Annotated in this window: 19 protein-coding genes; 14 read left to right on the top strand and 5 right to left on the bottom strand. The window is 72.9% G+C overall.

The features are described from left to right. Positions 1 to 5: 5 nt before the first annotated feature. Positions 6 to 848, bottom strand: coding sequence for a PP2C family protein-serine/threonine phosphatase (locus QRN89_RS08730; RefSeq protein WP_290348776.1), 843 nt, complete (start codon positions 846 to 848; stop codon positions 6 to 8). A gap of 218 nt (positions 849 to 1,066) precedes the next feature. Between QRN89_RS08730 and QRN89_RS08725 the strand changes: the two genes are divergently transcribed. The 3 genes from QRN89_RS08725 to QRN89_RS08715 all read left to right on the top strand — a co-directional run bounded on the left by QRN89_RS08725 (position 1,067) and on the right by QRN89_RS08715 (position 3,261). Further along, positions 1,067 to 1,627, top strand: coding sequence for an SAV_6107 family HEPN domain-containing protein (locus QRN89_RS08725; protein ID WP_290348775.1), 561 nt, complete (start codon positions 1,067 to 1,069; stop codon positions 1,625 to 1,627). Between the two features lie 181 nt (positions 1,628 to 1,808). Continuing rightward, on the top strand, positions 1,809 to 2,585 hold the full coding sequence (locus QRN89_RS08720) for a methyltransferase (RefSeq protein ID WP_290353627.1): 777 nt from the start codon (positions 1,809 to 1,811) through the stop codon (positions 2,583 to 2,585). Between the two features lie 283 nt (positions 2,586 to 2,868). Further along, positions 2,869 to 3,261: an SCO2097 family morphological protein gene (locus tag QRN89_RS08715; RefSeq protein WP_138055830.1), complete on the top strand. Its 393-nt coding sequence runs from the start codon at positions 2,869 to 2,871 to the stop codon at positions 3,259 to 3,261. 392 nt (positions 3,262 to 3,653) lie between these two features. Here QRN89_RS08715 and QRN89_RS08710 read toward each other — a convergent pair whose 3' ends face one another. The 4 genes from QRN89_RS08710 to QRN89_RS08695 form a co-directional block, all read right to left on the bottom strand. After that, positions 3,654 to 6,071 carry a transglutaminase TgpA family protein gene (locus QRN89_RS08710; protein WP_290348774.1) on the bottom strand — a complete coding sequence of 806 codons (2,418 nt, stop codon included), beginning with the start codon at positions 6,069 to 6,071 and terminating at the stop codon, positions 3,654 to 3,656. Continuing rightward, entirely contained in the window at positions 6,068 to 7,408 is a 1,341-nt protein-coding gene (locus tag QRN89_RS08705; RefSeq protein ID WP_290348773.1) for a DUF58 domain-containing protein, read from the bottom strand. The genes QRN89_RS08710 and QRN89_RS08705 overlap by 4 nt, the downstream gene beginning before the upstream one ends. Further along, on the bottom strand, positions 7,408 to 8,460 hold the full coding sequence (locus tag QRN89_RS08700) for an AAA family ATPase (RefSeq protein ID WP_290348772.1): 1,053 nt from the start codon (positions 8,458 to 8,460) through the stop codon (positions 7,408 to 7,410). Before QRN89_RS08700 ends, QRN89_RS08705 begins: the two co-directional genes overlap by 1 nt. Before the next feature lie 314 nt (positions 8,461 to 8,774). Further along, positions 8,775 to 9,317 (bottom strand): beta-class carbonic anhydrase, encoded by a 543-nt coding sequence (locus QRN89_RS08695; RefSeq protein ID WP_290348771.1) that lies wholly within the window; start codon positions 9,315 to 9,317, stop codon positions 8,775 to 8,777. Positions 9,318 to 9,623: 306 nt separating this feature from the next. Here QRN89_RS08695 and rsmH point away from each other — a divergent pair, with 306 nt between their 5' ends. The 11 genes from rsmH (at position 9,624) to ftsZ (ending at position 24,123) form a co-directional block, all read left to right on the top strand. Next, on the top strand, positions 9,624 to 10,604 hold the full coding sequence (gene rsmH / locus QRN89_RS08690) for a 16S rRNA (cytosine(1402)-N(4))-methyltransferase RsmH (protein WP_290348770.1): 981 nt from the start codon (positions 9,624 to 9,626) through the stop codon (positions 10,602 to 10,604). Positions 10,605 to 10,664: 60 nt separating this feature from the next. Beyond that, positions 10,665 to 11,249 (top strand): cell division protein FtsL, encoded by a 585-nt coding sequence (gene ftsL / locus QRN89_RS08685; RefSeq protein WP_399010068.1) that lies wholly within the window; start codon positions 10,665 to 10,667, stop codon positions 11,247 to 11,249. Positions 11,250 to 11,253: 4 nt separating this feature from the next. Beyond that, positions 11,254 to 13,221, top strand: coding sequence for a peptidoglycan D,D-transpeptidase FtsI family protein (locus tag QRN89_RS08680; protein WP_290348769.1), 1,968 nt, complete (start codon positions 11,254 to 11,256; stop codon positions 13,219 to 13,221). Between the two features lie 17 nt (positions 13,222 to 13,238). Then, the gene (locus tag QRN89_RS08675; RefSeq protein ID WP_390701993.1) at positions 13,239 to 14,957 is read left to right on the top strand and encodes a UDP-N-acetylmuramoyl-L-alanyl-D-glutamate--2,6-diaminopimelate ligase; all 1,719 of its coding nucleotides are present in this window, start codon (positions 13,239 to 13,241) and stop codon (positions 14,955 to 14,957) included. Between the two features lie 3 nt (positions 14,958 to 14,960). Beyond that, positions 14,961 to 16,397, top strand: a complete 1,437-nt coding sequence (locus tag QRN89_RS08670) for a UDP-N-acetylmuramoyl-tripeptide--D-alanyl-D-alanine ligase (protein ID WP_290348767.1) — start codon at positions 14,961 to 14,963, stop codon at positions 16,395 to 16,397. Then, complete coding sequence (mraY, locus tag QRN89_RS08665; RefSeq protein ID WP_093653275.1) at positions 16,394 to 17,464, top strand: phospho-N-acetylmuramoyl-pentapeptide-transferase; 1,071 nt, start codon at positions 16,394 to 16,396, stop codon at positions 17,462 to 17,464. The genes QRN89_RS08670 and mraY overlap by 4 nt, the downstream gene beginning before the upstream one ends. Beyond that, positions 17,461 to 18,888, top strand: coding sequence for a UDP-N-acetylmuramoyl-L-alanine--D-glutamate ligase (murD, locus tag QRN89_RS08660; protein WP_290348766.1), 1,428 nt, complete (start codon positions 17,461 to 17,463; stop codon positions 18,886 to 18,888). The genes mraY and murD overlap by 4 nt, the downstream gene beginning before the upstream one ends. Before the next feature lie 473 nt (positions 18,889 to 19,361). After that, a complete protein-coding gene (gene ftsW, locus QRN89_RS08655) occupies positions 19,362 to 20,720 on the top strand; it encodes a putative lipid II flippase FtsW (RefSeq protein WP_390702015.1) in 1,359 nt (452 codons plus the stop codon). A 6-nt stretch (positions 20,721 to 20,726) separates the two neighbouring features. Further along, positions 20,727 to 21,815, top strand: coding sequence for an undecaprenyldiphospho-muramoylpentapeptide beta-N-acetylglucosaminyltransferase (murG, locus tag QRN89_RS08650; RefSeq protein WP_290348765.1), 1,089 nt, complete (start codon positions 20,727 to 20,729; stop codon positions 21,813 to 21,815). A gap of 21 nt (positions 21,816 to 21,836) precedes the next feature. Next, the gene (locus QRN89_RS08645) at positions 21,837 to 22,637 is read left to right on the top strand and encodes a cell division protein FtsQ/DivIB (RefSeq protein ID WP_290348764.1); all 801 of its coding nucleotides are present in this window, start codon (positions 21,837 to 21,839) and stop codon (positions 22,635 to 22,637) included. A 280-nt stretch (positions 22,638 to 22,917) separates the two neighbouring features. Continuing rightward, entirely contained in the window at positions 22,918 to 24,123 is a 1,206-nt protein-coding gene (ftsZ, locus tag QRN89_RS08640) for a cell division protein FtsZ (RefSeq protein ID WP_290348763.1), read from the top strand. The last annotated feature ends 11 nt before the right edge of the window (positions 24,124 to 24,134 follow it).

Raw genomic sequence — 24,134 nt, 5'->3', positions numbered from 1 at the left:
CGGCGTCAGACCGGGCCGGCGGAGGGGGCCGCCGGCCCGTCGTAACGGGCGACGAGCACGGCGGCGTCGTCCCGGTGGCCGGTCAGGTCGGCCACTTCGATCACCGCGGACGCGAGGACGTCGGGGTCCGCGTCGAAACCGGTCCGCACCAGCTTGGCGACCTCGGCCAGCCCGGCCTCCATGGGGTACGCCGGCCCCTCCACCACCCCGTCGGTGAGCAGGACGAGCACCCCGGGCTCCGTCAGCCTGCGGTGCGTCACCGGGTAGCGCTCGCCGGCGAGGATCCCGAGAGGTGGACCGCCGCGGTCCAGCGCGACGCCGTAGCCGCCGCCGGCGGTGGCCCACACCATCGGCACATGGCCCGCCCGGGACACCTGGAGGTCGCGGGTCGCCGGGTCGAACCGCAGGAAGCAGCAGGTGGCGAACAGTCCGCAGCCCATGGAGATGAGCAGGTCGTTGGCGCGGCCCAGGACCTCGCGGGGGTCGCTCGTCATCTCGGCGAGCGCCCGCAGACTCGTGCGGACCTGTCCCATGAAGGCGACCGCCTCCATGTCGTGGCCCTGCACGTCGCCGATCGCCAGCCCGAGCGAGCCGTCCAGCATCATGAAGGCGTCGTACCAGTCGCCGCCCACCTCCAGCCCGTCCCTGGCGGGCGCGTAACGGGCCGCGACCCGCAGGCCGGGAAGCTCCGGGAGGTCCGGGGGGAGCATGTGGCGCTGCATGGCCATGGCCAGCTCGACACGGGCCTGCTGGAGCCTGATCCGCTCCAGGGCCTGGTCCACGAGACGCCCGAGGGTGAGGAGGAGGGCCTGCGCACTGTCGGGCGGGTCACTGCGTCGTTCCCGCATGACCGCTCCGGGATGTCCCACATGCTCCGCCGTGCTCCTCGAATCACCTTAGCCCGGCGGCCGCCCGGCCACCTCACCACCGCGAGTGGGCCGGACCACGGAGTCCCGTACCCGCTTCGCCCGGGACAAGCCCAGGTCAGGGCGAATTGTCAGTGGTGGCCCCCACCATGGTTCCCGGACGGCCCGGAGTGCCGTCACCCGACGACAGGAGGCTCGTCATGGCCAGCTCGTACGCCGCTGCCGCACGCCGGCTCCGCGCAGGCGGCCCTGCCCCCTCACCGACCGGACCCGCGACCGACGTCCACCCCGTGCTGCGGCGCTCGTCCGCACCCCCCGCCGCACTCGACCTGCTCGCCCAGGCGCGTGCGGGCCTGGACGAGGCCGCGCGCCTCGAGACGCCCAACGAGCGGTATGCCACGGCCCATCTCGCCGCGCTGCGCACCGCCGCGGCCGTCCTCGCCGCCCGCGGACGGCCCGAGACCAGCCCGCGCCGCCGGGCCCGCATACGCTCCGCGTGGGAGGTCCTGCCGGAGATCGCCCCGGAGCTCACGGAGTGGAGTGCGCTCTTCGCCTCCGGTGCCGAGCGCCGGGCCCGCGCCGAGGCGGGCATCCCCGGTGCCGCCGGCAGCCGCGACGCCGACGACCTGCTCCGCGACGTGGCCATGTTCGTGAGGCTGGTGGAGCGGATGCTGGTGCTCCAGCCGGTGCTTCCGCAGGCCAGGCCCGAGCCGACGGGCTCCGGGGGCACGGGCGCACGGCCGGGGGGCGCCGTGGGGTGACCGAACTGGGCGGCCGGGGAGGACCGGGCCGGTGACGGCGGGGCCGGGGGAGAGGCCGGGGACGCCGTGGGATGACCGGGGCGCCCGGCCGAGGCAATAGGGTGGAGCCAGCCTGCACCGTTCACGCCCCGTCAGCAGGGGCGGCACCCGCGCCGAGGAGTCAACTGCCGTGTCGGACCAGATGCCCCCCGTTCGGCCTCGCCGCGGGGAGACCCCGTCCCGCGCGTCCCTTCGCACGGCCGTGGTCTGGGAGGTGCTCAGGGACGCACTGGACCGACGGGTCAAGGCGACCGGACGGGACGCCCTGGACGTCCTCGACACCGGCGGCGGCTCCGGCAACTTCGCCGTGCCCGCGGCCCGCCTCGGCCACCGCGTCACCGTGGTCGACCCCAGTCCGAACGCGCTGTTCGCGCTGGAGCGCCGGGCGGCCGAGGCCGGGGTGGCCGACCAGGTGCGCGGGGTCCAGGGCGATGTGCACGGGCTGTTCGACGTGGTGGAGCGCGGCGGCTTCGACGCCGTGCTGTTCCACGGCGTGCTCGAGTACGTCGAGGACCCGGCCGAAGGCGTGCGGAACGCGGTGGAGGCGCTGCGCCCCGGCGGCGCCCTGAGCCTGCTCGCCGCGGGGCTCGGCGGCGCCGTGCTGGCCAGGGCCCTGGCGGGGCACTTCACCGAGGCCCGGCGGGCCCTCGGCGACCCGGCGGGGCGCTGGGGCGAGGGCGACCCGACGCCGCACCGGTTCACGGTCGAGCAGCTGACGCAACTCGTCGGCGACTCGGGACTGGAGATCCGTTCCGTGCACGGTGTCCGGGTCTTCGCCGACCTGGTCCCGGGCGTGCTCGTGGACACCGAGCCGGGGGCGCTGGAAGCCCTGCTCAAACTGGAGGAGGCCGCCGCCGAGTCGCCCGCGTTCCACGCCGTCGCCGGCCAGCTCCACGTCCTCGGCGAGAAGCACGGCTGATCACCGGCCCCCGGAGCGGCGGGCCCGCCGCTGATCAGCCACGCAGCTGCAGATGGAGTACGCCACAGGCCCCCCGATCGAGGCGTTCGCCCCGTATGATCGGGGGACACGATCCGGCATGACGGACAGGCGGTTGGGGAATCAACGCCTCAGCAGTCGATCCGGCATGGCAGGCCCCGAAGGGCAATCGGGCACTCGGCGGGTTTCACGGGGGCGATTCCCTGCCTATCCTGAAAGGGCCGCATACCGGTCGCCCCCCGCGACCGACGACTAGGAGGACTCCGTGCCGCTCTCGGAGCACGAGCAGCGAATGCTCGAGCAGATGGAGCGAGCGCTGTACGCCGAAGATCCCAAGTTCGCGACAGCGCTTGAGGGAAGCGGGCTGCGTACGTACACCCGACGACGGGTCTACCAAGCGGTCGCCGGCTTCCTGGTGGGTATCGCGCTCCTCATGGCCGGAATGGTCGCCCAGCAGATCTGGATCAGCGTGGTGGGTTTTCTCGTCATGCTCGGCTGTGCGGTCCTGGCGGTCACCGGCTGGCGCAAGGCGCCCAAGCCGGGTGAGCAAAGCGGCCCCGGGGCCGAGGCCACGCGCCGACAGCCCAGGCAGCGCCGGTCGATGATGGACCGGATCGAGCAGCGGTGGCAGCGCCGCCGCGACGAGCAGGGGCACTGAGCCCCGTGTGACGTCCCCGTCCACGCACTCCGACATGACTGAGGGGTGACCGCACTGCGGTCACCCCTCACGCGTCTTCCCGTCCGGCTCCGGCCCCGCACACGCTCGCTTCCGGTGGCCCCGTACGCCTCCGGTGATGCTGAACGAAGTCTCCACCCGTCTGCGCGAGGGCAGGCCCGGTGGCCCCGTACGCCTCCGGCGCGTCCGGCCTGGGCGGTCCGTACCGCTTCAGGCGACCCCGCGCCCGTTCGTCCGCCGCCGCACGGGTCCGTTCGTCCGGCGCCGCACGGTCCGTCCGTCCGCCACCGCACGAGGGCCCGGCCCTCCCCGTCCCGGACATCGGCCGGGCCCGGTGGGACATGCTCCCGCCGGGCCCGGTCGTCGTGCCGGCGTCAGCCGCGCTGCCGCAGCGGTCTGCGCAGCTGGGCCATCGCGCGGTCCAGGAGCCGGCGGCGGGTGGTGGCCGCGCGGTCCGTGAGGACGTTCCAGCGCTCCGAGCAGGCCCAGACGACACGGGCGGCGGAGCGTGGCAGCAACAGCGCCCGCAGGCCGTCGACGCGGCCGGCCCGCTCCGCGAGACCCGCCCGCACCCGGCCGGCGTCCTCGGCCAGCCCCGTTCCCGGGACGGGCCTCGGCGCGTACAGCACCTGCTCCACCGCATGGGCCACCCGGTGGACCGAGTCAGCGGCTGCGCCCTCCAACCCGCCGAGCCGGACGATGCGGGCGGCTGCCTTCCTCGGGGACAGGGACTCGTCCGGCGTGATGCCGTGGTCCCAGGCGGTGTCGGCGATCTCCTGCCAGACCAGCAGCGTCCGCGCCGCGGCCTCCTCGGCCGTACGTCCCTCGGAGCCGAGCCGGGACCTGCGCAGTCTCGTCCGCCAGAGCATCGGCAGCAGCGGGAGCAGCAGCACGGCGGCGATCGCCCCGGTCCACATCAGGACCGTCGCGAGCGACGGGCCCTCGTCCTCCGACACCGAGACGTCCTGCGGCGCCGTGGCGCCGCACTCGCCGAGCCGCCGCTCCTGCGGGGAGCAGTCGGACGACTGCGACGGGGCGGCGGGCACCGCCTGCGACGCGTCGGCCTCCGGCGACGCAGGGCTGCTCGGCCCGCCGGACGGGGTGGCCGCACGCGTGTAGTCGGGCGCGTTGCCCCGCGTCGGCGTCGGTTCGAACCGGGTCCACCCCACGCCCTCGAAGTACAGCTCGGGCCAGGCGTGGGCGTCCTGGTTGCTCACCGACATCGCTCCGTCGGCCGCAGGCGTGCCGGGGGTGAAGCCCACCGCTACCCGGGCCGGTATCCCCAGCGTCCGCGCCATCGCGGCCATGGAGAACGAGAAGTGGATGCAGAACCCTTCCTTGTTCTTCAGGAAGCGGGAGATCGCCTGGACGCCGCCGCCCGAATCCACCTGGGTGTCGTAGGTGAAGCCGCCGTCCGCGGCGAACCAGTCCTGGAGCGCGACCGCCCGCTCGTAGTCGTTCGCGGCGCCGCGTGTCACCCGCAGCGCCGTGGACCCCACGTCGGCCGGCAGCGCGTCCGGGACCTTGGTGTACTCCTCCAGCAGCGCCGCCGGGGCCTTCGGCGCCTCCGCGAGCTGCTGCGCGGAGGGCCTCACCTGGAGGCTGGTGACGGAGTACTGCAGCCCGCCGGTCGTCTGCCCCCGGTCGCCGACGATCGTGCGCCGGGCGGGGTCGAAGCGCCACTTGCCGTCCACGGCCACCTTGGTGGCGGGGTACGGCATGGGCAGCCAGCCCTGCTTGTAGGCACCGGCGGCGGAGATGTTCGTCCTGATCTCCGTCGTGCCGACCCCACTGCCCAGGCCCTCAGGGCGCGGCAGCTCGGCGGGGATGTCGGTGACCTTGCGGACCGAGAACTTCCATGCCCCGCCGTCGAACTGGTCCAGTGCCATGATCCGCAGATACATGTCACCGGTGGCGTTCGCGTTCGTCTTGTACTTGAGCCATTCCCGGCTCTCGGGCTGGTTCAGGCTGTCCTGCAGCGTCACCACCGGGTTCACCGCGTTGATGGTGCCGCCGCCCGGGCCCGTGCCCGCACCGCCGCCGTTCTGGCCGATCAGCCCGCCCCCGAGTGCCGGGAGCGACCAGTGGACGACCAGGGCGACCCCGAGCGCGGCCACCCCGATCCGCCGGCCGGTGCGCACCGGTGCGTGGGCGGCCCCGTCCCCGCGGTCGAACCCCGCCCTGCCGCGGGGCGGTGCGCCACCGAAGACCCGGCCCCACTGGGACAGCCGGTCCCGGCCCTCCGCCAGCAGCAGCATCAGATAACCCGAGGCCGCCAGCAGGAACCACCACCAGCCCGCCCCGCCCCCGGAGAGACCGGCGGCCACCGAGAAGAGGGCCAGCAGCGGCAGACCCGCGGGGGCGGCGCTGCGGTACGTCACGGCCAGCGCGTCCACGATCAGGCCGATCAGCAGCACCCCGCCGATCAGCATCAGCTTGATGCCGTCGGTCGCCGGTGCCGGGATCGCGTACCGGCCGACGTCCTGCGCGCCGGCGGACAGCAGCTCGCCGAGCGTGGTGAGGGCGTCCGGCCCGGGGATCAGGCCGAGCACGGCCTCCTCACGGGCGAAGACCAGCGTGAGCATCAGCAGCGCCAGGAGGGCCTGGGCGGCCACGGTCAGCGGCCGCGCCAGCGGTACCCGCCGGGCCGCGGCGCCCGCCCCGCTGACCAGTGCCGACAGGAACGCGGCCTGCAGCAGCCACGTCCACGGATCGACCAGCGGCGTCATCGCGGCCGCCGCCATCAGCGTGGCGGCGTAGGCGCACAGCGCGAGCCTTCCACGGCCGCTCATGTCCATCCCCCAGAAAGACCCGTCGTACCGGCCGGGGCGGCCGCCCGCTCGCGCGCCGCCTGCCGCCACAGCTCGGGCAGTGCCGCGCCCGGCCCGACGGGGACCACCGTCCAACCGGCCTCGCGCAGCCGTGCCGCCACGGCGTCGTCCATCGTTCCGTCCGCCGTCCAGAGGCCGCTGTCCAGCACGAACGCGACCGCACTTCCGCTTCTCTGCCGCATCCGGGCCGCCACCGCCGCCTGTTCCTCGTCCAGGTCGCCGAGGAAGGCGACCAGCAGACCCTCCCCGCCGCCGCGCAGCACGTCGTACGCGCGCGACAACCCCGCACCGTCCGAGTGGTCCACGACGGCGAGCGCGTCCAGCATCAGCCCGGCCGACTCCGCGGACTCCTGGAGCGAGCCGGCGACACCGTCCCCGCCGTCGCCGGGCACCGAGGTGCCCGTGTCCGTGAGCAGCCGGACCGAGAAGCCCCGCTCCAGCATGTGCACCAGGGCGGAGGCCGCGCCGGACACCGCCCACTCGAAGGCAGAGTCGGGTCCCGCGCCCCGGTAGGCCGCGCCCCGGGTGTCCAGCAGCACCGTGCACCTGGCCCGCTGCGGCTGCTCCTCGCGGCGCACCATCAGCTCGCCGTAGCGGGCCGTGGAACGCCAGTGCACCCGGCGCAGATCGTCCCCGTGCCGGTAGGTCCGGGGGATGATGTCGTCGTCCCCGGCCAGGGCCAGCGTGCGGAGCCGTCCGTCGCCGTACCCCGTGGCATCGCCCGAGAGCCGCACCGGCGGCAGCGGCTCGGTGCGGGGGATCACCGTGAGGGTGTCGGAGGAGCTGAAGGAACGGGTCAGCTCGCACATGCCGAACGGGTCGTTCAGCCGCAGCTGCAGCGGTCCGAGCGGATAGCGTCCGCGCAGGTCCGACCGGACCCGGTACGACACCTCGCGCCGCCCGCCCGGCTCCACCCGGTCCAGCACGAACCGGGGCCGCGGCCCCAGGACGTAGGGCACGTGGTCCTGGAGCATCAGCAGGCCCGTGGGCAGCCGGGAGACGTTGTCCAGGCGCAGATGCACGCGCGCCTCGGACCCGGCGGGCACCCGGGAGGGGAACAGTCTCCGGCTGCCCGCCACCCGGTAGCGGGTGCGGTACAGCACGGCCACGCAGATCAGGGGCAGCGCGGCGAGCAGCAGTCCGACCCGGAGCAGATCGCTCTGCCCGAGCACCACCGCGCACACCGCCGCGGCCACCCCGGCCGCCAGGAACGAGCGGCCGCGTGTGGTCAGCCCGCCGAGAGCCGACCGCAGACCGCCCTTCTCCTCGTCGCCGGCGGCAGGGCTCCCGGCCGTCATCAGACCCGCCGGACGCCGGGCCGCGGCTGGCCGTAGACCGGGCCGCCGGGTACCTGGCGGGCGCCGGTCCCGTACGCGGTGTCGTTGCCGGAGGTCGGCACCGGCGTGCGCTGGAGGATCTCCAGCACCACCTGCTCGGCGGTACGGCGGTTCAGCTGTGCCTGGGCCGTCGGCAGCAGGCGGTGCGCGAGCACCGGCACCGCGAGGGCCTGGACGTCGTCCGGCAGCGCGTAGTCCCGGCCGCTCAGCGCCGCGGACGCCTTGGCGGCACGCAGCAGGTGCAGGGTGGCGCGCGGCGAGGCGCCCAGCCGGAGATCGGGGTGGTTGCGGGTCGCGGCGACCAGCTCCACCGCGTACCTCCGCACGGAGTCGGCGACATGGACCGTCCGCACCGCGTCGATCAGCTTCACGATGTCATGGGCGTGCGCCGCCGGCTGGAGGTCCTCGAGCGGGGACACCGCGCCGTGCACGTCGAGCATCTGCAGCTCGGCCTCCGGCGTCGGGTAGCCCATCGACACCCGGGCCATGAAGCGGTCCCGCTGCGCCTCGGGCAGCGGGTACGTGCCCTCCATCTCCACCGGGTTCTGCGTGGCCACCACCATGAAGGGGGTGGGCAGTTCGTACGTCTGCCCGTCGATGGTGACCTGCCGCTCCTCCATGGACTCGAGCAGGGCGGACTGCGTCTTCGGCGAGGCCCGGTTGATCTCGTCGCCGATCACTATCTGAGCGAAGATCGCGCCGGGCTTGAACTCGAAGTCCCGTCTCTGCTGGTCGTAGATCGACACACCGGTGATGTCCGACGGCAGCAGGTCCGGCGTGAACTGGATGCGCCGGACCGAGCAGTCGATCGACCGCGCCAGTGCCTTCGCCAGCATCGTCTTGCCCACGCCCGGCACGTCCTCGATGAGGAGATGCCCCTCGGCGAGCAGCACTGTCAGCGAGAGCCGTACGACCTCAGGCTTGCCCTCGATCACACCCTCCACCGACCTGCGGACGCGCTCCGCTGTGGTGGTCAGATCCGTGAGGCTCGCTCGATCGTCATAGGTCGTCACCCGGCCCTCCTCGGCCCGTTCCATGGGCCGGTGCACTGCTTACGGCACGGCCCACCCCGAAACACGGACACCTTCTCCGGTCGGTTCCGCGAAGGTGCCACACCCGCATTCTTGTTGCCGTTGCCGCGTCGTGTCACTCGCCTGTGGACAAGTGGGCGTCATATGTCTGGGGTTGCCGCGTTTGACCGCTCACGCAGCGCTGTGATCCGTCCCACGCGGGCCCCACACGCACGGACGGACACGCGGACGGACGGACAGGGCGGACAGTCCGACGGCGCCGCGCTGCGGGCTCGCGCGGCGCCGTCGGTCGGGTCTCAGCCGGTGGGGTCGATCTCCCGCAGCAGGCCCGACGTGACGTCGAAGACGAACCCGCGCACGTCGTCGCTGTGCAGCAGGAACGGCGAGGTCCGCACCCGCTGCATCGACTGGCGCACGTCCTGGTCCACGTCGCGGAACGCCTCGACGGCCCACGGCGGCCGCTGGCCCACCTCGTCCTCCAGCTCGTGCCGGAAGTCCTCCGTCAGGCTCTCCAGGCCGCAGCCGGTGTGGTGGATGAGGATGACGCTGCGGGTGCCCAGCGCGCGCTGGCTGATGGTCAGGGAGCGGATCACGTCGTCGGTGACCACTCCGCCCGCGTTGCGGATCGTGTGGCAGTCGCCGAGCTCCAGGCCCAGCGCCGCGTGGAGGTCGAGGCGGGCGTCCATGCAGGCCACCACGGCGACCTGGAGGACCGGCCGGGCGTCCATGCCGGGGTCGGTGAAGCCCGAGGCGTAGCGCTGGTTGGCTTCGACGAGCCGGTCGGTGACCGTGCCGCTCGCGACGGCGGTCTCTGCGGGGAGGTGCGCGGAAGTCGACATGTCTCCGACGGTAATGGTCACGAGCCCGTGCAGCTCGCTGTGAGAGCGGACAAAGAACGTCAACGTGGCTTGTTGTGAGCTAACCCACAGGAAGGAGCGGGCCGTGCCCGTTCGGGTGAGCCGCCACGTCCCCGGACCCCTCGGCGGCCGCCGCTGCGACGCGCCAGCCGGTTGATTGACCGGCACGAGCAGTGGACTAAAGTGACGCGCAGTTCACGGACACATCCAGCACATTTCCGCGTTTTCCCCGCGGGTGCGGCAAACGTACGGCCCGGCCACCGTCCGCGCCGGACCTGAGAGGGCGCATTGAGCCAGCGACACGTCCCGGTGATGCTCCAGCGGTGCCTGGACCTGCTGGCCCCCGCTCTGGAGCGTCCCGGTGACGCCGGACCCGCCGACGGCCCGGGCCCCGTGGTCGTCGACTGCACCCTCGGCCTCGGCGGGCACAGCGAGGCGCTGCTGACCCGCTTCCCCGCGGCCCGGCTCGTCGCGCTCGACCGGGACAAGGAAGCGCTGCGGCTCTCCGGCGAGCGGCTCGCCCCGTTCGGCGACCGCGCCACCCTCGTGCACGCCGTCTACGACGAGCTGCCCGACGTCCTCGACCGGCTCGGCATCCCCGCCGTCCAGGGCGTCCTCTTCGACCTCGGCGTCTCCTCCATGCAGCTCGACGAGGCCGACCGCGGCTTCGCCTACGCCCAGGACGCCCCGCTCGACATGCGGATGGACCAGACGACGGGCGTCAGCGCCGCCGAGGTCCTCAACACCTACCCGCCAGGCGAGCTGGTCCGGATCCTGCGCGCGTACGGCGAGGAGAAGCAGGCCAAGCGGATCGTGGCCGCGATCGTGCGGGAGCGGGAGAAGGAGCCCTTCTCCAACAGCGCCCGGCTCGTCGAGCTGATCCGCGACGCGCTCCCGCAGGCGGCCAAGCGCACGGGCGGCAATCCGGCCAAGCGCACGTTCCAGGCCCTGCGCATCGAGGTCAACGGCGAGCTGACCGTGCTGGAGCGGGCGATCCCGGCCGCGGTGAAGACCCTCGCCGTCGGCGGCCGGATCGCGGTCCTCTCGTACCACTCGCTGGAGGACCGGCTGGTCAAGCAGGTCCTCGCGGAGGGCGCCGCCAGTACGGCACCGCCCGGACTGCCCGTCGTCCCCGAGCGCTACCAGCCGCGGCTCAAGCTCCTCACCCGCGGCGCCGAACTCCCTTCCGAGGAAGAGGTCGCGGAGAACCGCCGGGCGGCGCCCGCGCGGCTGCGCGGCGCCGAGCGCATCCGCGAGGACGTGCGGTGACGGCGGCCGCGCCGAGGGAGCGCGACCGGTGACGACAGCCGCGGTGAGGGAGGGCGAGGGGTGAGGAAGGCCGCCGGACAGCTCAAGGGGCGCGCCGCGCGGCTCGCCCGGCTCATGCCGTCCGGGCCGAGCACCGCGGCCCGTACCCCCTTCGTCCTGCTGGTCGTCGTGCTGCTCGGCGGCGGACTGATCACCCTGCTGCTGCTCAACACCTCTCTCAACGAGGGATCGTTCAGGCTGAGCGAGCTCCGGAAGAAGACCACCGAACTGACCGACCAGGAACAGGCGCTGCAGCGGGACGTGGACGAGCGCTCCGCCCCCGACGCCCTGGAGCGCCGGGCCCGCGAGCTCGGCATGGTGCCGGGCGGCAACCCCGCCTTCCTCGGCCCCGACGGCACGGTCCGCGGCGTCCCGAAGCGCGCGACGGCCGACCCCTCGGCCGTCCGCAGCCCGGAGCCGCCGCCGCGGCCGGTCGGGCCCCCCGTACCCGCGCAGCCGTCCGCGTCCGGTGCGCCCGCGTCGCCTTCCCCGGCGCCGGGGTCGTCGGCCGCCGGCGCGCCCGCGTCGCCCGCAGCACCGTCCGCGCCGTCGCAGCCCCCCGCGTCCGGTGCGCCGAAGCCGCCCCCCACGACCCCCGGCAGGTGACGCAGTGCCACCCCAGGAACCACCGCGGCGCCGTGTGCCGGGCCCCGCGCGCCGCGGCGGACCGGCCGACCGCGGCCGTCCCGCGCCACGCCGCCCGCGCCGGACCGCGCCACCCCGGCGGACGGCGGCCCCCGGCAGGATCCGGCTCGGCAACCCCCGCCCCCGGCTGCGGCTCGTCAGCCTCGCCCTCACGCTCGTCATGCTGACGTTCGTGATCCGGCTGCTGCAGGTGCAGGCCGTCGACGCCGGCACGTACGCCGCCATGGCGGAGAAGAACCGCTACATGAGCCACAAACTGGCGGCCGAGCGCGGCCGGATCACGGACCGCGCCGGGATCGCGCTCGCCACCACCGTCGACGCGCACGACATCACCGCCGACCCGAAGATGTTCACCCCCGAGGAGAGCAAGGCTGCGGACGCGCCGGAACAGGCCGCCGCGCTGCTCGCGCCGATCCTCGGCGCCGACCCGGCGGAGCTCGCGAACAAGCTCAAGGCGCCGAAGTCCCGGTACACCGTCCTCGCCCGCCGCCAGACCCCGCAGGTCTGGAAGCAGATCAAGGACCTCAAGGGCGTCTTCGCCGAGAAGGCCGCAGCCGACAAGGCCAAGGGCGGGCCCGGCGCCAACGTCCTCGCCGGCGTCTTCCAGGAGACCAGCAGCCGACGCGTCTACCCCAACGGCGATCTCGCGGCCGGGATACTGGGCTGGGTCAACGCCGAGGGCCGCGGCGCGGGCGGCCTGGAGTCCATGCTCGACAAGGAGCTGGCGGGCAAGGACGGCAGCATCACGTACGCGCAGTCCGGCGGCCGCCGGGTGCCCACCGCCGGGACCCGGGAGAAGCCGGCCGTCCCCGGCTCCGACATCGAGCTGACGATCGACCGCGACATCCAGTGGGCCGCGCAGCGCGCGATCAGCGAGCAGGTGACGAAGTCCAAGGCCGACCGCGGTTACGTGGTCGTCCAGAACGCCAGGACCGGAGAGGTCCTGGCGATGGCCAACGCGCCGGGCTTCAACCCCAACGACCTCGCTCGGGCCAAGGCCGCCACCATGGGCAACGCGGCCCTCCAGGACGTCTACGAGCCCGGCTCCACCAGCAAGGTCATGTCCATGGCCGCAGTGCTGGAGGAGCAGGCCGCCACACCGGGGACCCATGTCACCGTCCCCAACCGGCTCCACCGCGGCGACCGGCTCTTCAAGGACGACGTCGACCACCCCACGTGGTACCTGACGCTCAACGGCGTCCTCGCCAAGTCCAGCAACATCGGGACCATCCTGGCGACCGGACAGCTCGGGAAGACCCAGAGCCAGGCCAACCGCGTCCTCTACTCGTACCTGCGGAAGTTCGGCATCGGGAGTCCGACCGGCCTCGGCTACCCGGGCGAGACCCCCGGCATCCTCGCCAAGCCGCAGGACTGGTCGACCTCGCAGCAGTACACGATTCCCTTCGGCCAGGGCCTGTCGATCAACGCCATGCAGGCCGCCTCCGTCTACTCGACCATCGCCAACGGCGGCGTCCGCGTCGAACCCACCCTGGTGCGCGGCACCCGCGGCCCCGACGGGCGCTTCAACCCGGCGGAGGCGCCGGAGAAGACCCGCGTGGTCAGCGAGAAGACCGCGAAGACCCTCGCCACCATGCTCGAATCGGTGGTGGGGAACGAGGAGGGCACCGGTACCAAGGCCCGGATCCCCGGCTACCGGGTCGCCGGCAAGACCGGTACCGCGAACCGGGTCGATCCCGAGCTGGGCCGCTACCGGGGCTACACCGCCTCCTTCGCGGGCTTCGCGCCCGCCGACAAGCCGCAGATCACCGTCTACTGCGCGATCCAGAACCCGACCCGGGGCAGCTACTTCGGCGGCCAGATCTGCGGACCCATCTACAAGAAGGTCATGGAGTTCGCGCTCAAGACCCAGCAGGTCGCGCCGACCGGCGCCGCTCCCGCGCGGCTGCCGGTCACTTTCGACCCCGGCGCGTGACCCGGGAGGAACAGCCAGTGAGAACCATCACGCCGGACCCCGGGAACCGCTCCCCGGGGTCCGCCACGCCCCCACCCGCCGGAACCCCGTTCCCTGGCGGCCGCGGCCCCCGGGGAGGCCCCTCATTTAGCGCCGGTCCCGGTACTGCCGGTACGCTCACCGCCGTGCCACAAGCTGATCAGTACCGAACCGCCCCTCCCCGTCCGGCCGAGGTCCGCCCGATCGACCTCGCAGAGCTGGCCGCCCGGCTGGGGGTCGAGCCCCCGGGCTCCGGCGCGGTCACCGGCATCACGCACGACTCCCGCGCGGTGCGCCCGGGTGACGTGTACGCCGCACTGCCCGGCGCCCGGCTGCACGGCGCCGACTACGTCGCCCAGGCCAGGGATCTCGGCGCGGCCGCGATCCTCACCGACCCGACGGGCGCCGACCGGGCCGCCGCGACGGGGCTGCCCGTCCTGGTCACCGGGGACCCGCGCGGCAGAATGGGCGAACTCGCCGCCGAGATCTACGGACGCCCGGGGGAGGCGCTGCTGCAGATCGGCATCACCGGCACCTCCGGCAAGACCACCACGGCGTACCTCGTCGAGGGCGGTCTGCGCGGCGCCGGCCGCCGCACCGGCCTGATCGGCACGGTCGAGATGCGCATCGACGAGGAGCGCATCAAGTCGGAGCGCACCACGCCGGAAGCCACCGATCTGCAGGCCCTGTTCGCCGTGATGCGCGAACGCGGCGTCGACTCGGTCGCCATGGAGGTGTCCAGCCACGCCCTGGTGCTCGGCCGCGTCGACGGCTGCGTCTTCGACGTCGCCGTCTTCAACAACCTCTCGCCGGAGCACATGGAGTTCCACTCCGGCATGGAGGACTACTTCCAGGCCAAGGCCCAGCTGTTCACCCCGGCCCGTGCCCGGCGGGGCGTCGTCAACCTCGACGACGAGTACGGGCAGCGGCTGGTGACGGAGTCCGCGATCCCCGTCGTCACGTTCTCCGCCGAGGGCCACCCCGACGCCGACTGGCGCGCCGACGACGTCGAAGTGGGTCCGCTGGGCTCCACGTTCACGGTCGTCGGACCGCAGGGCGAGCGGGTGCCCGCGCAGGCCCCGCTGCCGGGCCCCTTCAACGTCGCCAACACGCTCGCCGCGATCGTCACCCTCGCCGTCGCCGGCGTCGACCCGCGGACGGCCGCCGACGGCGTCGCCGCGGTACCGGGTGTCCCCGGCCGGCTGGAGCGCGTCGACGCCGGCCAGCCGTACCTCGCGGTGGTCGACTACGCGCACAAGACGGACGCGGTCGAATCGGTCCTGCGCTCCCTGCGCAAGGTCACCGAGGGCAGGCTGCACATCGTCCTCGGCTGCGGCGGCGACCGCGACCGGACCAAGCGCGGCCCGATGGGCGCCGCCGCTGCCCGGTACGCCGACACCGCCGTCCTCACCTCCGACAACCCCCGCTCCGAGGACCCCCTCGCGATCCTCGCCGCGATGCTCGCCGGCGCCGCCGAGGTGCCCGCCCACGAGCGCGGCGACGTGCTCGTGGAGGCGGACCGGGCCGCCGCCATCGCCGCTGCCGTCGCCCGCGCCGCGCCCGGCGACACCGTGCTGATCGCCGGCAAGGGCCACGAGCAGGGGCAGGACGTCGCCGGGGTGATCCGGCCCTTCGACGACCGCCAGGTGCTGCGCGAGGCGATCGAGCACCGCCACAAGGACAGTGGCGAGCACCGCCACGAGAACAGTGAGGGGTGAACCGTGATCGCCCTCTCCCTCGCCGAGATCGCCGAAATCGTCGGCGGGCAGCCGTACGACATACCGGATCCGTCCGTACGCGTCACCGGGCCCGTCGTCCGCGACTCCCGTGAGGTCGTGCCCGGCAGCCTCTTCGTCGCCTTCGTCGGCGCCCGCGTCGACGGCCACGACTACGCCGCGGACGTGGTCGCCGCCGGCGCGGCCGCCGTACTGGCCTCGCGGCCCGTCGGCGTCCCCGCGATCGTCGTGGACGACGTCCAGAAGGCCCTCGGCGCGCTGGCCCGCGCCGTGGTGAAACGCCTCGGCGCCACCCTCGTGGCGCTCACCGGCTCCGCCGGCAAGACGAGCACCAAGGACCTCATCGCCCAGGTGCTGGGCCGCAAGGCGCCGACCGTCTTCACCCCCGGCTCCCTCAACAACGAGATCGGCCTGCCGCTGACCGCGCTCAGCGCCACCGACGAAACCGGGTTCCTGGTCCTCGAGATGGGTGCCCGCGGCATCGGCCACATCCGCTACCTCACCGAACTCACCCCGCCCCGCATCGGCGTCGTGCTGAACGTCGGCACCGCCCACATCGGCGAGTTCGGCGGCCGCGAGCAGATCGCCGAGGCCAAGGGCGAGCTCGTCGAGACGCTGCCTCCCGCCGCCGAGGGCGGAATCGCCGTCCTCAACGCCGACGACCCTCTCGTCCGCGCCATGTCCGCCCGCACCGAGGCGCGCGTCGTGCTGTTCGGTGAGTCGGACGAAGCGGACGTACGCGCCGAGAACGTCCGCCTCATGCCCGGCGGACAGCCCGCATTCCTCCTTCGCACACCCTCCGGGTGCAGCGACGTGACCTTGCGGCTGTACGGTGAGCACCACGTGTCGAACGCGCTCGCCGCGGCCGCCGTCGCCCATGAGCTGGGCATGTCCGTCGACGAGATCGCCACCGCGCTCTCGGAGGCGGGCACCCTCTCCCGCTGGCGTATGGAGGTCACCGAGCGTCCGGACGGCGTGACGGTCGTCAACGACGCCTACAACGCGAACCCCGAGTCCATGCGAGCCGCGCTGCGCGCGCTCGCGGCCATGGGCGCGGCCGCCCAGGCCGCCGGGGGGCGCACGTGGGCGGTGCTCGGTCCGATGGCCGAGCTCGGCGGCGAGGCGCTGGCGGAGCACGACGCGGTCGGACGGCTCGCCGTCCGGCTCAACGTCAGCAAGCTCGTCGCGGTCGGGGGCAGGGAAGCGTCCTGGCTGCAACTGGGCGCATATAACGAGGGTTCGTGGGGTGAGGAGTCGGTGCACGTGTCCGACGCGCAGGCGGCGGTCGACCTGTTGCGCAGAGAGCTGCGCCCGGGAGACGTCGTGCTGGTGAAGGCTTCCAGGTCGGCCGGGCTCGAGCGGATCGCCGAGGCGCTGCTCGCCGACACCGGTTCGACCGAGGGGCAGGTCGCCGGCCGATGAGGCAGATCCTCTTCGCGGGAGCCATCGGGCTCTTCCTGACGCTCATCGGTACGCCGCTGCTGATCAAGCTGCTGGCCCGCAAGGGCTACGGACAGTTCATCCGCGACGACGGCCCGCGCAGCCACGGCAGCAAGAAGGGCACGCCCACCATGGGCGGCATCGCCTTCATCCTGGCCACGCTGATCGCGTACGCCCTCACCAAGGTGATCACCGGCGAGGACCCGACCATCCCGGGTCTGCTGGTGCTGTTCCTGATGGCGGGCATGGGACTGGTCGGCTTCCTCGACGACTACATCAAGATCGTCAAGCAGCGGTCGCTGGGCCTGCGGGCCAAGGCGAAGATGGCCGGCCAGCTGATCGTCGGCATCGCCTTCGCGGTACTGGCGCTGCAGTTCCCCGACGACCGCGGGAACACGCCCGCGTCCACGAAGCTGTCGTTCGTCACCGACTTCGGCTGGACGATCGGCCCGGTGCTGTTCGTCGTCTGGGCGCTGTTCATGATCCTCGCGATGTCGAACGGCGTGAACCTCACCGACGGCCTGGACGGTCTGGCCACCGGTGCCTCGGTGATGGTCTTCGGCGCCTACACCTTCATCGGCCTGTGGCAGTTCCAGGAGTCCTGCGCCAACGCGACGACCCTGACCAACCCGGCCGCCTGCTTCGAGGTACGGGATCCCCTCGACCTCGCGGTCGTCGCCGCCGCGCTGATGGGTGCCTGCTTCGGCTTCCTGTGGTGGAACACCTCGCCGGCGAAGATCTTCATGGGCGACACCGGCTCCCTCGCGCTCGGCGGCGCGCTCGCCGGTCTGGCGATCTGCTCCCGCACGGAGCTGCTCCTGGCGCTGCTCGGCGGCCTCTTCGTGCTGATCACCCTGTCCGTGATCATCCAGGTCGGCTCCTTCCGGCTCACCGGGAAGCGCGTGTTCCGGATGGCCCCGCTGCAGCACCACTTCGAACTCAAGGGGTGGTCCGAGGTCCTGGTCGTGGTCCGTTTCTGGATCATTCAGGGCATGTGCGTCATCGTGGGACTGGGCATCTTCTACGCGGGCTGGGCGGCCGACAAGTGAGCACGCAGGACTGGCAGGGCAAGCGCGTCACCGTCGCCGGGCTGGGCGTGAGCGGCATTCCGGCCGCCCGCGTCCTGCACGGCCTCGGCGCGGTCGTCACCGTCGTCAACGACGGTGACGACGAGCGCGCGCGGGCCCAGGCGGCGGAGCTGGAGGCGGAGGGAATCACCGTCCGCCTCGGTGACGGCGCCACCCTGCCGGAGGGCACCGAGCTGGTCGTCACGGCGCCCGGCTGGAAGCCCGACAAGCCCCTCTTCACGGCGGCCGCCGAGGCGGGCGTCGAGGTCTGGGGCGACGTCGAACTCGCCTGGCGGCTGCGCGGCCTGGACGGCAGGGAGGCAGCGCCCTGGCTCGCGGTCACCGGTACCAACGGCAAGACCACGACCGTGCGGATGCTCGCCGCGATCCTGGAGGCGGCCGGGCTGAGGACCGCGGCCGTCGGCAACATCGGGGTCTCCCTCCTCGACGCGGTGCTCGGCGACGAGACGTACGACGTGCTCGCCGTCGAGCTCTCCAGCTACCAGCTGCACTGGGCCCCGTCGCTGCGCGCCCACTCCGCCACCGTCCTCAACCTCGCCCCGGACCACCTCGACTGGCACGGCTCCATGGAGGCGTACGCCGCCGACAAGGGCCGTGTCTACGAAGGGAACACGGTCGCCTGCGTCTACAACGCGGCCGACCCCGCCACCGAGGCCCTGGTGCGGGACGCGGACGTCGTCGAGGGCTGCCGCGCCATCGGCTTCACCCTCGGCACGCCCGGTCCCTCGCAGCTCGGTGTCGTGGACGGCATCCTCGTCGACCGCGCCTTCGTCGAGAACCGGCAGAAGCAGGCGCAGGAGCTCGCCGAGGTCTCCGACATCAACCCGCCGGCCCCGCACAACATCGCCAACGCCCTCGCCGCGTCCGCCCTGGCGCGCGCCTTCGGCGTCTCGGCGTCCGCGGTGCGGGACGGGCTGCGCGCCTTCCGGCCCGACGCGCACCGCATCGAGTACGTGGCCGAGGTCGACGGCGTCGCCTACGTGGACGACTCCAAGGCCACCAACACCCATGCCACGGAAGCCTCCTTGGCGGCGTACGACCCGATCGTCTGGATCGCGGGCGGTCTCGCCAAGGGCGCGACGTTCGACGAACTCGTCGAGAAGTCCGCGAAGAGGCTGCGCGGCGCGGTGCTGATGGGCGCGGACCGGGCGCTGATCGCCGAAGCCCTGGCGCGACACGCGCCCGAGGTCCCGGTGGTCGACCTCGACCGGACCGACACTGGGGCGATGTCGGCGGCGGTCCGCGAAGCGGCACGGCTCGCGCGGCCCGGGGACACGGTCCTGCTGGCCCCCGCCTGCGCCTCGATGGACATGTTCGCCAACTACAACAAGCGAGGCGAGGCGTTCGCGGACGCGGTCCGCGCCCTCGCCGCCGAGCGCGCCTGACCGGCCCTGGCCCCGCCGTCACGACCCGGCGGCGTGGGCCACGACCTGGAGGGGACAGCGACATGCCACCCGACGCGACCACGACGCCCGACCCCCGCCGCCCCGGCGCCACGCCCCCGTCGGGGCCCGCCGGCACCCCCGGCGCACCGCAGGCCACCGGCCACCCCGCCCCGGCCCCGGAGCGCCACCCTGGGCCGCACGCCGGGGCCGCCCACGCGGACGCGTCCGGTTCCTCGTCCGGCCCCCACCGGGTCGTCGAAGCGGACGCGACCGGTTCCTCGTCCGGCCCCCACCGGGCCGCGCGGACCGAAGCAGCCGATCGGCTCGTACGCCCCAACTCCGCAGTGCGCACGGACGCGTCGGCCGCCGCGGCGGCCCGCGTCGTGCGTCACGGCGGGGCCTCGCGGCCGGCCCGCGCGCGGGGCGCCCGGCGGGAACCGCTCGTCGAGCGGGTGCGTGCGCTCGGCCGGGGCCTGGTGCCCGAACCTGCCTTCGCCGGGCTGCCCGGCGTCGTGCTGCGCGGCAGGACCGCCAAGTCCGCGCCGCGGCCCGCGTACCGCTGGGGCGGGGGCAGTGGCGGCCGTTCCCGCCCGCCTCGCGGCGGCGGACTGCGCGGGCTGTACGAGCAGGCCCGCCGGGCCTGGGACCGGCCCCTGACCGCCTACTACGTGATCCTCGGCGCCGGCCTGCTGATCACCGTGCTCGGCCTCGTGATGGTCTACTCCGCCTCCATGATCACGGCGCTGAAGTACTCCCTGCCCTCCTCGTACTTCTTCCGCAAGCAGTTCCTCGCCGCCGTCATCGGCACCGGACTGCTCCTGGTCGCCTCCCGCATGCCGATCCGGCTGCACCGCGCCCTCGCCTACCCGATCCTCGTCGTCAGCGCCTGTCTGATGGTCCTGGTGCAGGTCCCCGGGATAGGGCAGTCGGTCAACGGCAACCAGAACTGGATCTCGCTCGGCGGGCCGTTCCAGCTCCAGCCCAGCGAGTTCGGCAAGCTGGCCCTGATCCTCTGGGGCGCCGACCTGCTCGCCCGCAAGCAGGACAAACGGCTGCTCACGCAGTGGAAGCACCTGCTCGTCCCACTGGTCCCGGTGGCCTTCATACTGCTGGGGCTGATCATGCTCGGTGGTGACATGGGCACCGCCATCATCCTGACCGCGATCCTCTTCGGGCTGCTCTGGCTGGCCGGCGCCCCGACCAGGCTGTTCGTGGGCGTACTGTCCGTCGCCACGGTGATCGGGGCGGTCCTGATCAAGACCAACGCGAACCGGATGGCCCGCTTCCAGTGCGTCGGCGCCACCGACCCCGGCCCGGACGACAGCTGCTGGCAGGCCGTGCACGGCATCTACGCCCTGGCCTCGGGCGGATGGTTCGGTTCGGGCATCGGGGCAAGTGTGGAAAAATGGGGTCAACTCCCCGAAGCGCACACCGACTTCATCTTCGCCATCACCGGGGAGGAACTGGGCCTGGCGGGGACACTGTCGGTGCTCGCCCTCTTCGCGGCTCTAGGCTATGCGGGTATCCGCGTGGCCGGACGAACGGAGGACCCCTTCGTGAGGTACGCCGCGGGAGGTGTGACCACCTGGATCACGGCCCAGGCCGTGGTCAACATCGGTGCGGTGCTCGGCCTGCTGCCGATCGCCGGTGTCCCCCTCCCGCTGTTCTCCTACGGAGGCTCCGCCCTGCTGCCGACCATGTTCGCGGTCGGACTGCTGATCGCCTTCGCGCGGGAGGATCCCGCGGCGAAGGCGGCCCTGGCCGTGCGGCCCGGGATGAGATGGAAGACGATGAGACGGCGCGTCAAGGAACGTCCGTCCGGAGAGCGGTGAATTTCGGTGCATGTCGTACTCGCCGGCGGGGGGACCGCCGGCCACATCGAGCCCGCGCTCGCCCTCGCGGACGCCCTGCGGAGGCAGGATCCGACGGTGGGCATCACGGCCCTCGGTACCGAGCGCGGCCTGGAGACCCGGCTCGTCCCAGAGCGGGGCTACGAGCTGGGGCTGATCCCCGCCGTGCCGCTGCCGCGCAAGCCGACGCCGGAGCTGATCACCGTCCCGGGCCGGCTGCGCGGCACGATCAAGGCCGCCGAGCAGATCCTGGAGCGCACGAAGGCCGACGCCGTCGTGGGCTTCGGCGGGTATGTCGCCCTGCCCGGATACCTCGCCGCCAAGCGGCTCGGCGTGCCTATCGTCGTCCACGAGGCCAACGCCCGCCCGGGCCTGGCCAACAAGATCGGTTCGCGGTACGCCGCCGCGGTCGCCGTGTCGACCCCCGACAGCAAGCTGCGCAACGCCCGCTACGTCGGGATCCCGCTGCGCCGCTCCATCGCCACCCTCGACCGGGCCCGCGTCCGGCCCGAGGCGCGTGCCGCCTTCGGCCTGGACCCCAGCCTGCCGACGCTGCTCGTGTCCGGCGGCTCGCAGGGCGCCCGCCGTCTCAACGAGGTGGTCCAGCAGGTCGCTCCGCTGCTCCAGCGGTCCGGCATCCAGATCCTGCACGCGGTCGGACCGAAGAACGAACTGCCGCACGTGGACAACATGCCGGGAATGCCGCCGTACATCCCGGTACCGTACGTGGACCGGATGGATCTCGCGTACGCCGCCGCCGACATGATGCTGTGCCGCGCGGGCGCCATGACCGTCGCCGAACTCTCCGCCGTGGGCCTGCCCGCCGCGTACGTACCGCTGCCGATCGGCAACGGCGAACAGCGGCTCAACGCGCAGCCCGTGGTGAAGGCCGGCGGGGGACTGCTGGTCGACGACGCGGAGCTGACCCCCGAGTGGGTCCAGGGCCAGGTGCTCCCGGTGCTCGCCGATCCGCACCGGCTGTACGAGATGTCCCGCGCCGCGGCCGAGTTCGGGCGCCGGGACGCAGACGATCTGCTTGTCGGAATGGTGTACGAGGCGATCGCCTCACGCCGATAGGCACGGCGAAGGGCAGGGAGCATGGCCGGACCGACGACCGCCGAACGCGGCACCCGCAAGCCGAACGGACCGTCGTCGCCCGGCCGGGTCCGCAGGGGCCCGGCTCCGCGCCGCCCCCGGCTCCCCGCCCCCCGGCTCCTGCTCTCCCTGGTCGCCGCCGTCGTCCTCGTCGGCGGCGGCCTCTGGGTGCTGTACGGCTCGTCCTGGGTCCGGGCCGAGCGGGTCGAGGTGTCCGGAACGAGGGTGCTGACGCCCCGTGAGGTCGAGGCCGCTGCCGGTGTGCCGCTCGGAACGCCGCTGGTCTCCCTCGACCTGGACGTCATCGAGGGCCGACTGCGAGACCGGCTCGCCCGCATCGACTCGGTCGAGGCCGAGCGCTCGTGGCCGCACGGGGTCGAGATCCGGGTGGTGGAGCGGAAGCCTGTCCTCCTGATGCGCAAGGGCGCCGGGTTCGTCGAAGTCGACGCGAAGGGCGTACGGTTCGCCACGGTGGACAAAGCGCCCAGAGCGGTACCGCTCGTGGAGTTGACGGCTCATCAGTCACCGAGCTCCCGGCGCTTCGGGGGGCAGCGGCTGCTGAAGGGGGCGGCCCTGGTCGTGTCCCAACTCCCGGACCGCATCGTCAAGGACCTTCGGAGCGTACAAGTCATTTCGTACGATTCCCTCATTCTGAAGTTGACGCGTGACCGTGAGGTGATGTGGGGCAGCAGCGAGGACGGCGAGGTCAAGGCCCGTACGCTCGCCGCACTGATGAAAGCCGCCCCTCGCGCCCGGCACTTCGACGTGAGCGCCCCCACCGCCCCTGCGGCATCGGCGAGTTGACGCACAAATGCGCAGGCCAGCACCCTGGTTGGTCAGCGCAACGGCTGATCACATAGGGTGAAAAGAAAAACGGGAGGTTCGGCGTGTTCGTTGAACGCACGCCACTTGTCGACTTAGTGTCTCGTTCGAGAGAGTCCAGGAAGCAGAGACACTGGTAACCCTAAACTTCAACGTTAGGGTTTGGGTCGGCGTTTCGGACCGTCCCAATCGGCATCCGTCGTCGCGGCGCGGCCACCACCGCGTAGCGGCGACTCGTAACTCGAGGCGAGAGGCCTTCGACGTGGCAGCACCGCAGAACTACCTCGCAGTCATCAAGGTCATCGGTGTCGGCGGCGGTGGTGTCAATGCCATCAACCGAATGATCGAGGTCGGCCTCAAGGGCGTCGAGTTCATCGCGATCAACACCGACGCGCAAGCCCTGTTGATGAGCGACGCCGACGTCAAGCTCGACGTCGGCCGTGAACTCACTCGCGGCCTCGGGGCCGGGGCCAACCCGGCAGTCGGCCGCAAGGCGGCAGAGGACCACCGGGAGGAGATCGAGGAGGTCCTCAAGGGGGCCGACATGGTCTTCGTCACCGCCGGCGAAGGCGGCGGCACCGGCACCGGCGGCGCACCCGTCGTGGCCAACATCGCGCGTTCGCTCGGTGCCCTCACCATCGGCGTGGTCACCCGGCCCTTCACCTTCGAGGGCCGCCGCCGCGCCAACCAGGCGGAGGACGGCATCGCCGAGCTCCGCGAAGAGGTCGACACCCTCATCGTCATCCCGAACGACCGGCTGCTGTCCATCTCGGACCGCCAGGTCAGCGTGCTCGACGCGTTCAAGTCCGCGGACCAGGTGCTGCTGTCCGGTGTCCAGGGCATCACCGACCTCATCACCACGCCCGGTCTCATCAACCTCGACTTCGCCGACGTCAAGTCCGTGATGTCCGAGGCCGGCTCCGCCCTCATGGGCATCGGTTCGGCCCGCGGCGACGACCGCGCGGTGGCCGCGGCCGAGATGGCGATCTCCTCGCCGCTGCTGGAGGCGTCCATCGACGGCGCCCGCGGCGTACTGCTCTCGATCTCCGGTGGTTCCGACCTCGGCCTGTTCGAGATCAACGAGGCCGCCCAGCTGGTGAGCGAGGCCGCCCACCCCGAGGCCAACATCATCTTCGGTGCCGTGATCGACGACGCGCTGGGCGACGAGGTGCGGGTCACCGTCATCGCGGCAGGCTTCGACGGCGGCCAGCCCCCCGCCCGCCGCGACAACGTGATCGGCTCCTCCTCCGCCAAGCGAGAGGAGCCCGCCCCGGCGACCCGGCCGGAGCCGCCCCGCTCCCTCGGCGGACTCGGCACCGTGCCGCCGCGCGAGGAGTCCGCCCCGGCCGAGCCGGCCACTGCGGCGAGCGAGACCTCCCACCCGCAGACCCCGTCGCCGCAGGTGCCGCCGGCCCGTCCGTACGACAGCTCGGCGGAGGAACTGGACGTCCCGGACTTCCTGAAGTGATCTTGAAGTGA

It is taken from the genome of Streptomyces sp. HUAS CB01 (genome assembly GCF_030406905.1).
Taxonomy (GTDB): domain Bacteria; phylum Actinomycetota; class Actinomycetes; order Streptomycetales; family Streptomycetaceae; genus Streptomyces; species Streptomyces chengbuensis.
The sequence above is the reverse complement of the archived record's forward strand: the minus strand, read 5'-3'. Positions and strand labels throughout refer to the sequence as shown.

What these genes read in the sequence shown, in the direction of transcription:
- QRN89_RS08730 (WP_290348776.1), bottom strand. Translation starts at nt 848, where the DNA reads ATGCGGGAACGACGCAGTGACCCGCCCGACAGTGCGCAGGCCCTCCTC.
- QRN89_RS08725 (WP_290348775.1), top strand. Translation starts at nt 1,067, where the DNA reads ATGGCCAGCTCGTACGCCGCTGCCGCACGCCGGCTCCGCGCAGGCGGC.
- QRN89_RS08720 (WP_290353627.1), top strand. Translation starts at nt 1,809, where the DNA reads ATGCCCCCCGTTCGGCCTCGCCGCGGGGAGACCCCGTCCCGCGCGTCC.
- QRN89_RS08710 (WP_290348774.1), bottom strand. Translation starts at nt 6,071, where the DNA reads ATGAGCGGCCGTGGAAGGCTCGCGCTGTGCGCCTACGCCGCCACGCTG.
- QRN89_RS08705 (WP_290348773.1), bottom strand. Translation starts at nt 7,408, where the DNA reads ATGACGGCCGGGAGCCCTGCCGCCGGCGACGAGGAGAAGGGCGGTCTG.
- QRN89_RS08695 (WP_290348771.1), bottom strand. Translation starts at nt 9,317, where the DNA reads ATGTCGACTTCCGCGCACCTCCCCGCAGAGACCGCCGTCGCGAGCGGC.
- mraY (WP_093653275.1), top strand. Translation starts at nt 16,394, where the DNA reads ATGAGGCAGATCCTCTTCGCGGGAGCCATCGGGCTCTTCCTGACGCTC.
- QRN89_RS08645 (WP_290348764.1), top strand. Translation starts at nt 21,837, where the DNA reads ATGGCCGGACCGACGACCGCCGAACGCGGCACCCGCAAGCCGAACGGA.